Source organism: Bacillus sp. AR13-1, from assembly GCF_008042285.1.
GTDB lineage: Bacteria > Bacillota > Bacilli > Bacillales > Bacillaceae_G > Bacillus_A > Bacillus_A mycoides.
In genome coordinates, this window is record NZ_QNUA01000062.1 from 58,937 (window position 1) to 70,854 (window position 11,918).

Genomic DNA, 11,918 nt, shown 5'->3' on the forward strand with positions numbered 1-11,918 from the left:
TGAGTACTCACTCATTTTAAAGAAAAGGGGGATTTTTAGTGCAGCAACCTTCAATTATTTTACGAGATGTATCAAAAAAATTTGGAAAAAAAGAAGTTTTGCATAACCTTTCGCTGCAAGTAGAAAAAGCAGAAATTTTTGGCTTGGTTGGACCTTCCGGATCAGGGAAAACAACACTCATTAAAATGATTGCAGGTATTAATGAGTCAACTACAGGGGATGTAATTGTTTTTAATACAAACATGCCTAATCTAAATGAAATGAAAAGAATTGGTTATATGGCTCAGGCTGATGCATTATACGAAGAACTATCGGCATATGAAAATGCAGATTTTATTGCAACGATGTATGGGTTAAAAGGTAAGCGTAAGAAAGAGAGAATCGTAGAAGTTTTTGAACTTGTGCAATTATCAGAGCATATGAAAAAGCAAGTACAGCATTTTTCAGGTGGAATGAAAAAACGTTTATCATTGGCGATAGCACTCCTTCATGAACCAGAAATATTAATTTTAGATGAGCCAACAGTTGGGATAGATCCTCTACTTCGAAAATCGATTTGGGAGAAGTTTTATGACCTTAAAAAGAAAGGAACAACTATTATTGTAACAACGCACATTATGGATGAAGCTGAGTTTTGCGAACGTCTAGGGCTAATTAGAGAAGGGAATTTAGTTGCGATTGGCACACCGGAGGAATTGAAAAAACAAACATCTTCTGGACGAATTGAAGATGTCTTTATGTTAGAAGGAGTGATTGAATCATGAGAGTTAATGGTGTAGTCATCCGTATCATTCGTCAATTTTTTCGAGATAAGCGTTCTTTAGCAATGATGTTTGGGGCACCAATGTTATTACTTTGGTTATTATCGCTAATATTTACACAAAAAGACTATATACCGCATATTGCTGTAGTCGATGTACCTGCTCCTATAGTAAAAGCAATGAAAAATCAAGAAGCATCAATTTATGAATATAGTAAAGACAAAGCAATTTCGGAATTAGAAAAGCAAAAGGTAGATGCAGTAATTCATTTAGAAAATGGAAAAATGAATCTTCTATTAGAAGGCAGTGATTCATCAAAAAACCGTGCAGTACTTCAAGTATTGCAAAAGAGTACAGAGAAGAATAATGTATCAATGATGAAGCCTGAAGTGGATTATTTACATGGCTCTAAAGACATTACGATGTTCGATGGGCTTGGTCCCGTATTAATTGGTTTCTTTACATTTTTCTTTGTATTTATATTGTCCGGAGTATCTTTTGTAAGAGAACGTTTAAGTGGTACATTAGAGAGGTTATTGTCCACACCAGTGAGAAGATGGGAAATAGTTTTAGGATATATTATTGGTTTTGGAATCTTTGCACTTATACAATCTATTATAATTGTAAGTTTTTCAGTTTATATTTTAGATTTATATGTAGCTGGCTCAATATGGCTAACGCTACTTATAACATGTATGCTTTCTTTAACTGCACTAACATTAGGCACATTTTTATCGGCATACGCAAATAATGAATTTCAAATGATTCAATTTATACCGCTTGTTATCGTGCCACAAGTCTTCTTTTCTGGGTTGTTTCCAATGGAATCCATGAATACATGGTTACAAATGTTAGGTAAATTATTTCCACTCACATATGGTGCTGACGCTATGAGACAAGTAATGATTCGGAATCAAGGGTTTACAGAGATTGCATTAGATCTTACTGTATTACTACTTTTTTCACTATTATTTGCAGTAGGAAATGTATTTGCATTAAAGAAACATCGCAAAATATAATGATGATAAAAAGGAGCACAATAAATGAAGAAGGATTGGCTGGAAGAATTAGTTGCCGCAACGAATGCTGATAAACGTAATGAACGTCAAATGCGTATATTAGAGGCAGCTGTTGATATGTTTGGAGAAAAAGGGTACGCCTCAACTTCAACGAGTGAAATTGCAAAGCGAGCTGGTGTAGCGGAAGGAACAATCTTCCGCTACTATAAAACGAAAAAAGATTTATTGTTTGCAGTCGTGATGCCGACCTTAACAAAGTTTGCTGCACCATTTTTCGTACAAGCCTTTGCAAAAGAAATATTTAAAACAGAGTATGAATCGTATGAAGTGCTTTTAAGAGTAATAATTCAAAATAGATTTGAATTTGCTAAAAAGCACTTTCCAATGATAAAAATATTAATTCAAGAAGTACCATTTCAGCCGGAACTAAAAAGTGAAATACAACAATTAATAGAAACAGAACTGCTTGTACATTTTAAAAAGCTGATTGCAAAGTTTCAAGAAGAAGGGGAAATTATTGAACTTCCACCATCTTCCGTATTACGTCTTACTTTATCAGCTGTATTAGGGTTGCTCTTAACGAGGTTTTTATTATTGCCGGAAGAGAAATGGGACGATGAAGTGGAAATTGAAAATACGATTCAATTTATATTGTATGGACTAACGCCACGGAGGTAATGTGATGCGACAATTTGCTAAACCGATAATTGTTGTAAGTAAATGTTTAGAATTTGATGCCTGTCGTTATAATGGAGAGATGGTTCCAGATTTAACAATTCGAAACTTGCAGCCATTTGTTACATTTATACCTGTATGTCCTGAAGTAGAAATTGGTTTAGGGACTCCTCGTGAAACGATACGTATTGTAGAAAAAAATGGTGCGAATAGGCTTGTACAACCGTCAATACGAGAAGATGTAACTGAAAAAATGAATGAATTTTCAAATGCATTTTTACAAACATTACCTGAAGTTGACGGTTTTATTTTGAAGAATCGTTCGCCAAGTTGCGGAACTCGTGATGTGAAAATCTATTCTGGTTTTGAAAAAGGGCCAGTAAAAGGAAAAGGAACTGAATTATTTGGTGGAGCAGTAATAAAAAAATTTTCGCATCTTCCAATTGAAGAAGAAGGTAGATTGTCGAATTTTATTATTAGAGAGCATTTCTTTACAAGATTGTTTACAATCGCGCATTACAAAATGATTAAACATACTAAAAACATAAAAGAACTCGTAGCGTTTCAATCAGATTATAAGTATTTATTTATGGCATATAATCAGGTGAAACAAAAAGAATTAGGGCGTATTATTGCAAATCAAAAAAATGAAACAATTGAAGTCGTATTTGATAACTATGAGAAGACTTTATATGAATTATTTATTCGCGCGCCTCGCTATACATCGAATGTAAATGTATGTGAGCACATTTTCGGATATTTTAAAACAAAGCTAAAAAAACAAGAAAAAGATCATTTTTTAGAGCTGTTACAGAAGTATTCTGAAAAGAAAATCCCACTTAGTAGTTTACTTGTCATTTTAAAAACATGGGCCATTCGATTTGATGAAAAGTATTTATTAAGACAAACATATTTCGAACCATACCCTGAAGGGTTAGTAGAAATTTCTGATTCGGGAAAAAGTAGAGATTATTAAACAATAAATTACATAATTCGACACAAAACCTCCTATGTTGTTGTAGAACAATGTAGGAATTTTTTTGTGCATTGGTACAGAATCTGTTTTAAAATTAAGTTATGACAGAATTATAGCAATTGTCTAACTAATATTCGTGTCTTTTAAGAAGTAATGTTTGTAGTAGAAACTCGCACGCTGTCGAAACTCAATATTCGATAAGGGGTGTGTAGCGGAATGGAATTTACTCTAACTCGCGAAAAACAAATGATTAAAGAAATGGTACGTGATTTTGCTGAAAAGGAAATCGCACCGAAAGCTGTATATTATGACAAAACTGCGGAATTTCCATATGAAACATTTCAAAAAATGGGCGAACTAGGATTATTAGGTATCCCATTCCCGGAAGAGTATGGAGGTTCAGGTGGCGATACGTTATCGTACGCGTTAGCTGTTGAAGAGATTGGTCGTGCTTGTGGTGGAACAGGTTTAAGCTATGCTGCAACAATTTCATTAGGTGCTTCTCCAATTTATTATTTCGGTACAGAAGAACAAAAACAGAAATTTTTAGTTCCAATGGCGTCAGGTAAAACGTTAGGTGCTTTCGGATTAACGGAGCCAAATGCTGGATCTGATGCAGGGGGCACACAAACGAAAGCAATTTTAGATGGCGATGAATATGTTATTAGTGGTGAAAAGTGCTGGATTACAAACGCAGAGTATGCAAATATAATTATTGTAACCGCTATCAACGGTTTTGAAGACAATGGTAAAAAACGTATTTCTGCATTTATCGTACCGACTACTAGTGAAGGATTAACGATTTCAAGCCCTTACGATAAGATGGGTGTTCGTGCTTCTAATACTTGTGAAATCGTACTTGATGGTGTACGTGTACCGAAAGAAAATATTCTTGGTGATGTAAATAAAGGATTTAAACAATTCTTATATACACTTGATGGAGGACGTATTTCAATTGCAGCATTAGCAGTAGGTATTGCACAATCTGCATTTGAACGTGCATTGCAATATGCGAAAGAACGTCAACAATTTGGAAAACCGATTTCTAATTTCCAAGCGATTCAATTTAAATTGGCTGATATGGCGACTGAAGTAGAATTAGCGCGTAATTTAGTACATAAAGCAGCTTGGTTAAAAGATAACGATAAACCTTTCGGTAAAGAAGCGGCTATGGCAAAGTTGTTTGCATCTGAAGCTGCAAGTCGTATAGCAAATCATGCAGTACAAATTCATGGTGGATATGGCTATATGCGTGAATATGAAGTTGAACGATATATTCGTGATGCAAAACTTTTAGAAATTGGTGAAGGAACTTCTGAAATTCAACGTCTCGTAATTGCAAGACATTTAGGATGTAGATAAAAAGGAGGAGTCACTATGTTTCAAAAAATATTAATTGCTAATCGCGGGGAAATCGCAGTTCGCATTATGAAAACTTGTCAAAAACTTGGCATTCGTACCGTTGCTATTTATTCTGAGGCTGATGAAAATGCCCTTCATGTAAAATTGGCAAATGAAGCTTACTTAGTAGGCGGTCCACGTGTCCAAGAAAGCTATTTAAACCTTGAAAAAATTATGGAAATAGCTAAGAAGACAAATGCTGAAGCAATCCATCCGGGGTACGGATTATTATCAGAGAATCCATCTTTTCCGATTCGCTGTAAAGAAGAAGGCATCGTATTTATCGGTCCTTCAGAAGAAATCATTACTAAGATGGGAAGTAAAATTGAGTCACGTATAGCGATGCAAGCAGCAGATGTACCAGTAGTTCCAGGCATTACTACAAATATAGAAACTGCTGAAGAAGCAATTGAAATTGCAAAACAAATTGGTTATCCATTAATGCTTAAGGCATCCGCGGGCGGCGGAGGCATTGGAATGCAGTTGATGGAAACTGAGCAAACGCTCACCAAAGCATTTGAAAGTAATAAAACAAGAGCGCAAAATTTCTTTGGTAACGGAGAAATGTACTTAGAACGCTATATAGCAGATGCACATCATATTGAAATTCAGCTTTTAGCAGATACACATGGTAATACAGTGTATTTATGGGAACGCGAATGTTCAGTGCAGCGCCGAAATCAAAAAGTAATTGAAGAAGCACCTTCACCATTTTTAGATGAGGGTACACGAAAGGCTATGGGAGAAGTTGCTGTACAAGCTGCTAAAGCACTTGGTTATACAAATGCAGGTACAGTTGAGTTTCTTGTAGATGATCAAAAGAACTTTTATTTCTTAGAAATGAATACGAGATTACAAGTAGAACATCCAGTTACAGAAGAAATTACTGGGTTAGACTTAGTTGAACAACAATTACTTATCGCATATGGTGAGAAGCTATCATTTACACAGGATGATGTAAAACGTAGTGGTCATGCCATTGAGGCTCGTATTTATGCAGAAGATCCGAAAACATTCTTCCCATCACCTGGGAAAATTACAGATTTAACGTTACCGACAAATATACGTATTGATCACTTTTTGGAGAATCAAGTAACGATTACACCTTTCTATGATCCAATGATTGCGAAAATAATCGCACATGGTGAAACTCGTGAAGAAGCGATTTCAAAATTAAAAATTGCTCTAGAAGAGTTAAAAGTAGAAGGTATTAAAACAAACACACCAATGTTACTGCAAGTACTCGGAGACGATGTGTTCAAAAGTGGTATTTATACAACGGGTTTTGTAACGAAACAACTTGTTAAAAAGTAAGATTTATGAATATTAAGGGGGAAAAAATGATGACGAAAGTATATGCATCGATGGCAGGAAATGTTTGGAAGATTGTTGTAGGAGTAGGAGATACAGTAGAGGAAGAGCAGGATGTCGTCATTTTGGAATCTATGAAAATGGAAATTCCAATCGTTTCAGAAGAAGCCGGAACTGTTATGAAAATTAACGTACAAGAAGGCGATTTTGTAAATGAAGGAGATGTATTACTAGAAATTGAATAGGGAGATATAGGGGGAAGCGAATTGAAACTACCTAATTTTGCTGTCATTAAAGAAGTCGGGCCACGTGATGGCTTACAGAATGAAAAAAAGATTGTTGGCACAAAAGATAAAGTAAAATGGATTCAACTACTTACAGAAGCGGGATTGTCGTACGTTGAAGTTTCCTCATTCGTTCACCCTAAATGGGTTCCTGCATTAGCAGATGCAAGTGATGTATTTTCTGAGCTAAAAAGGGATCCAAATGTTACATATGCAGCGCTTGTTCCAAATCAAAATGGTTTGGAACGAGCTTTTTTGCAAAATGTAGATGAGGTGAATGTTTTTTTATCAGCAAGTGAATCTCATAATAAAAGTAATATTAATAAATCTATTAAAGAAGCATTAGCTGTAATTGAAGATATAACAAAACAGGCAACGTTCGAAGGTAAAAAGGTAAGAGGCTATGTTTCTACTGTATTTGGATGTCCTTATGAAGGGGATATAAGTGCCACAGCAGTTGACGAAATATGTAATCAACTATTTTCATACGGCATTTATGAAGTTTCTCTCGGTGACACGATTGGTGTAGCGAATCCATTACAAGTAGAACAAGTATTAGAACATCTATTAAAGAAGTATGATGCTTCGCAGTTTGCAATGCATTTTCATAATACGTATGGAATGGCTCTGGCGAATGTAGTTAAATCTTTAGAATATGGTATTACAACGTTTGATAGTTCTTGTGGCGGACTCGGAGGATGTCCTTATGCACCAGGAGCATCGGGTAATGTTGCTACTGATGACTTAGTGCATATGCTCCATAAGCTGGGAGTCCAAACTAATATTGATGAAGAAAAGTTATTGAGAGCTAGTCAGTTTATTCAAAGTAAGTTAAATATCCAATTACCGAGTCATGTGTATAGAGCGCTTCAACATAAAACGATAAGTAGGTGAGAAGATGCTACAATTACAAAACATTTCAGTTGACTATGTTACACCGCACGTTGTAAAGATTTCGTTAAATCGTGAAAGACAAGCAAACTCATTATCTTTGGCATTATTAGAAGAATTACAAACTATATTAACTCAAATAAACGAAGAATCAAATACGCGCGTTGTTATTTTAACAGGGGATGGCGAAAAAGCATTTTGCGCTGGTGCTGATCTAAAAGAGCGTGCCAACATGAGTGAAGAACAAGTTCGCCATGCTGTGGGTATGATTCGTTCTACTATGGAGATGGTGGAACAATTACCACAACCAGTTATTGCTGCTATTAATGGAATCGCACTTGGTGGAGGTACTGAATTAAGCTTAGCTTGTGATTTTAGAATTGCTTCTGACACTGCAAGTCTAGGTCTTACTGAAACTTCTCTTGCAATTATACCTGGAGCAGGTGGTACTCAGCGTTTACCGAGATTAATTGGAGTCGGTAGAGCGAAAGAATTAATTTATACAGGAAGACGTATTTCGGCGCAAGAAGCGAAAGAATATGGTTTAGTAGAATTCGTAGTACCAGCTGATTTACTAGAAGAGAAAGCAATTGAAATTGCAGATCGAATTGCTAAAAATGGTCCAATTGCTGTTCGATTAGCAAAAGAAGCAATTTCAAATGGAATTCAAGTAGATTTACATACCGGCTTACAAATGGAAAAACAGGCGTATGAGGGCGTAATCCATACGAAAGATAGATTAGAAGGATTACAGGCATTCAAGGAAAAACGCAAACCAATGTATAAGGGGGAGTAAATATGTTAGATCAAAAACAACAATCTAATTCATTTGAAGAACGAGTTGAAACAATTAAGCAAGGCGGGGCACCGAAATATCATGAACAAAACAAAGCAAAAGGGAAACTTTTTGTTCGAGATCGTTTAGCTCTTTTATTCGATAATGGTGAATATGTGGAAGATGCATTATTTGCAAATTGTGAACAAACTGGATTACCAGCTGATGGTGTTGTAACTGCGACTGGTAAAATACATGGTCGTACTGCGTGCGTAATGGCAAATGATTCGACTGTAAAAGCTGGATCATGGGGAGCACGTACAGTTGAAAAAATTCTACGAATTCAAGAAACAGCAGAAAAATTACGTGTACCGTTATTTTATTTAGTTGATTCTGCTGGAGCGCGTATTACAGATCAAGTTGAAATGTTCCCTGGACGCCGCGGTGCGGGAAGAATTTTTTATAACCAAGTGAAATTATCTGGAAAAGTGCCACAAATTTGTTTATTATTTGGACCTTCAGCAGCTGGTGGTGCGTATATTCCAGCATTTTGTGACGTTGTTATGATGGTTGAAGGAAATGCTTCTATGTATTTAGGGTCTCCGCGTATGGCTGAAATGGTTATCGGTGAGAAGGTAACTTTAGAAGAAATGGGCGGAGCACGTATGCATTGCTCAGTATCAGGATGCGGAGATGTTTTATGTAAAACAGAAGAAGATGCAATTACGCAAGCAAGACAATATATTTCTTATTTTCCAAGTAACTATTTAGAAAAGACTCCTTTGATTACACCTCAAGAACCGAAACAGTTCGATAAAACGTTAGAAGAAATCATTCCAGAAAATCAAAATGCTCCTTTCAATATGAAAGATCTCATTAACAGAATTATTGATGAAGGTTCTTTCTTTGAAGTGAAAAAATTATTTGCTCAAGAACTAATTACAGGTTTAGCACGCATTGATGGTAAGCCAATTGGCATTATTGCAAATCAGCCGCGTATGAAGGGCGGCGTATTATTCCACGATTCAGCTGATAAAGCAGCGAAGTTTATAAATTTATGCGATGCATACCATATTCCATTATTATTCCTTGCAGATGTACCTGGATTTATGATTGGTACAAAAGTAGAACGTGCCGGAATTATTCGTCACGGTGCAAAAATGATCTCTGCAATGAGTGAAGCAACTGTACCGAAAATTTCTATCGTCGTTCGAAAAGCATATGGAGCTGGCTTATATGCAATGGCAGGTCCAGCGTTTGAACCAGATTGCTGCTTAGCATTACCAACAGCTTCTATTGCAGTAATGGGTCCAGAAGCAGCGGTCAATGCTGTATATGCAAATAAGATAGCAGCTTTACCAGAAGAAGAGCGTGCAAGCTTTATTGCTGAAAAACGAGAAGAGTATAAGAAAGATATTGATATTTACCGTTTAGCATCTGAGATGGTGATTGATGGTATTGTTCATCCAAACAATTTACGTGAAGAGCTAAAAGGACGATTCGAAATGTATATGAGTAAATATCAAGTATTCACGGATCGTAAACATCCTGTATATCCAGTTTAAAAGCCCTATTTAGGGCTTTCTTGCTCAAAAAATCAAGGAGGGGAAAACATGAAACAAGCAGTTTGGTTTCCAACAGAAGAATATAAAGAAAAAACGCGTTTATTTGGTTGGATGAAATCATTAGGCTATGAAGATTACGAAGCTTTTTATAATAAGTCAATTGAAGAAACAGCTTGGTTTTGGGGAGAAGCTGAGAGAGCAGTTGGCTATCAGTGGATGAAACCATATACAGAAGTGTTAGATTTAGAAAATGGTACACCGTTTGCACAGTGGTATACTGAGGGAACTTGTAACGTTGTAGAATCTGCTTTATCTCGCTGGCTTGCAGACGATAAAACGAAAACACAAGCAGCACTTATGTATGAAGGGGAAAACGGAACTTCGAAATCATTTACATATGAAGAGCTTGACAGCTGGGTAAGCCGTGTTGCCAACGGTTTGAAACATACTGGTATTGAAAAAGGTGATCGTGTAACAATTTACATGCCAATGATTCCTGAAACAGTTGTTGCTATGTTAGCGGTAATGAAAATTGGAGCGATTATTTCACCAATATTCTCAGGTTTTGCTGCTGATGCAGTAATGACACGTGTACAAGCAGCTGGTTCAAAAATGGTTATTACCGCAGATGGCTTTTCACGCCGTGGGAAAATTGTTTCATTAAAAGATGAAGTAGATAAAGCTTGTGAACATTGTCCAACTGTTGAAAAGGTGGTAATTGTTCGTCATGCAGGAAATGATTTTACACCGCATAATTATGATTTTTCATGGAGTACGTTAGAAAAAGAAAAACCATTTATACATGCTGAAGAAATGAACAGTGATGATCCATTAATGCTTATATATACATCTGGAACGACTGGTAAGCCGAAGGGGACAGTACACACACATGCTGGTTTCCCGCTAAAATCTGCATTTGATGCAGGATTTGGAATGAATATAAAACAAGGCGACCGAGTATTATGGGTAACTGATATGGGCTGGATGATGGGACCATTTTTACTATTCGGCTCTTTAATTAATGGCGCAACAATGGTTATGTATGAAGGTGTCCCAGACTTTCCAGAAGCAGACCGCTTATGGGAGACAGTCGATAAATATGAAATTACTCATCTCGGTATTTCACCAACGTTAATCCGTGCATTAATGGCAAAAGGTGATGAATATGTAAATAAACACTCGTTAAAGAGTTTAGAAGTATTCGCATCAACAGGAGAACCTTGGAATCCAGACCCATGGATGTGGTTATTTAATACAGTTGGTAAAGGTAAAGTACCAATTTGTAACTATTCAGGTGGAACTGAAATTTCAGGTGGGATTTTCGGGAATGTCCTAATTAAGCCGATCGCACCGATTAGTTTTAACGCATCTTTACCAGGAATGGCAGCGGTTGTACTTGATGATCAAGGTAAACCAATTCGAGATGAAGTCGGAGAACTATGTTTAGAAAAACCTTGGGTAGGTATGACGAAAAGTTTCTGGGAAGATGATGAACGTTATGTAAACACATATTGGTCACGCTTTGAAAATAAATGGGTCCATGGGGACTGGGTTATTTATGACGGTGAGCAATACATCATCACAGGACGTTCAGACGATACGCTAAATATTGCAGGGAAACGTATTGGTCCTGCTGAATATGAATCTATTCTTGTGAAACATAATGATGTAATAGAAGCAGCGGCAGTTGGTGTACCGGATGATGTAAAAGGAGAAGTTTGTCATTGTTTTGTTGTATTACGAGATGGTGTAACATTCTCAGGAGAATTAAAGAAAGAATTAATGAGTTTAGTAAACTCTCATATTGGTAAAGCTTTATGTCCAAAAGACATCCACGTTGTAGAAGATTTACCAAAAACACGAAATTCTAAAGTAATGCGACGTGTCATAAAAGCTGCTTACTTAGGAAAAGAATTAGGAGATTTATCGTCACTTGTAAATCCTGAAGTGGTACCCTTTATTCAAGGACTACAGTCTAGCAAACTATAAAATTACGAATGAGCTCTATGTAAATAGAGCTCATTTTTAATGTTTACAAAAAGAAAAGAGAGGAAAAGTAAATTTGAAGTTAAAAAATCTACTATTAGTGTTAAGTATGTCTGTTTGTTTTTAGTTTTTATCAAAATAGGATACTGTGGCTGTCTATTTAATGGAGTGAATGAATTTTGTTAAGAATGAAAATTTAGTGAAGAAAAAAGTAATGAATAAAAGGAGAAATCCCTGGGGGACAGGGATTCAATAAGGGAGATATTATTGTCGT

The 11,918-nt window shown here is 36.2% G+C and carries 11 protein-coding genes; all 11 read left to right on the forward strand.

Going from position 1 to position 11,918, the window contains the following annotated elements:
- Positions 1 to 38: 38 nt before the first annotated feature.
- The 11 genes from DN408_RS30670 (at position 39) to DN408_RS30720 (ending at position 11,647) form a co-directional block, all read left to right on the forward strand.
- The gene (locus DN408_RS30670) at positions 39 to 764 is read left to right on the forward strand and encodes an ABC transporter ATP-binding protein (RefSeq protein ID WP_016120235.1); all 726 of its coding nucleotides are present in this window, start codon (positions 39 to 41) and stop codon (positions 762 to 764) included.
- Positions 761 to 1,780, forward strand: coding sequence for an ABC transporter permease (locus DN408_RS30675; RefSeq protein WP_002127488.1), 1,020 nt, complete (start codon positions 761 to 763; stop codon positions 1,778 to 1,780). Before DN408_RS30670 ends, DN408_RS30675 begins: the two co-directional genes overlap by 4 nt.
- A gap of 24 nt (positions 1,781 to 1,804) precedes the next feature.
- Entirely contained in the window at positions 1,805 to 2,458 is a 654-nt protein-coding gene (locus DN408_RS30680; protein ID WP_002032224.1) for a TetR/AcrR family transcriptional regulator, read from the forward strand.
- Between the two features lie 4 nt (positions 2,459 to 2,462).
- Positions 2,463 to 3,431, forward strand: a complete 969-nt coding sequence (locus tag DN408_RS30685) for a YbgA family protein (RefSeq protein ID WP_078178953.1) — start codon at positions 2,463 to 2,465, stop codon at positions 3,429 to 3,431.
- 216 nt (positions 3,432 to 3,647) lie between these two features.
- Positions 3,648 to 4,793 (forward strand): acyl-CoA dehydrogenase, encoded by a 1,146-nt coding sequence (locus tag DN408_RS30690; protein WP_147740512.1) that lies wholly within the window; start codon positions 3,648 to 3,650, stop codon positions 4,791 to 4,793.
- Between the two features lie 15 nt (positions 4,794 to 4,808).
- Positions 4,809 to 6,146: an acetyl-CoA carboxylase biotin carboxylase subunit gene (locus tag DN408_RS30695; protein ID WP_078178952.1), complete on the forward strand. Its 1,338-nt coding sequence runs from the start codon at positions 4,809 to 4,811 to the stop codon at positions 6,144 to 6,146.
- A 26-nt stretch (positions 6,147 to 6,172) separates the two neighbouring features.
- Positions 6,173 to 6,388, forward strand: a complete 216-nt coding sequence (locus tag DN408_RS30700; RefSeq protein WP_001985297.1) for an acetyl-CoA carboxylase biotin carboxyl carrier protein subunit — start codon at positions 6,173 to 6,175, stop codon at positions 6,386 to 6,388.
- Positions 6,389 to 6,409: 21 nt separating this feature from the next.
- Positions 6,410 to 7,321 carry a hydroxymethylglutaryl-CoA lyase gene (mvaB, locus tag DN408_RS30705; protein ID WP_002017011.1) on the forward strand — a complete coding sequence of 304 codons (912 nt, stop codon included), beginning with the start codon at positions 6,410 to 6,412 and terminating at the stop codon, positions 7,319 to 7,321.
- 4 nt (positions 7,322 to 7,325) lie between these two features.
- A complete protein-coding gene (locus tag DN408_RS30710; protein ID WP_002017012.1) occupies positions 7,326 to 8,114 on the forward strand; it encodes an enoyl-CoA hydratase in 789 nt (262 codons plus the stop codon).
- Positions 8,115 to 8,116: 2 nt separating this feature from the next.
- Positions 8,117 to 9,658: an acyl-CoA carboxylase subunit beta gene (locus DN408_RS30715; protein WP_002017014.1), complete on the forward strand. Its 1,542-nt coding sequence runs from the start codon at positions 8,117 to 8,119 to the stop codon at positions 9,656 to 9,658.
- Between the two features lie 48 nt (positions 9,659 to 9,706).
- Complete coding sequence (locus tag DN408_RS30720) at positions 9,707 to 11,647, forward strand: AMP-binding protein (RefSeq protein WP_078178951.1); 1,941 nt, start codon at positions 9,707 to 9,709, stop codon at positions 11,645 to 11,647.
- The last annotated feature ends 271 nt before the right edge of the window (positions 11,648 to 11,918 follow it).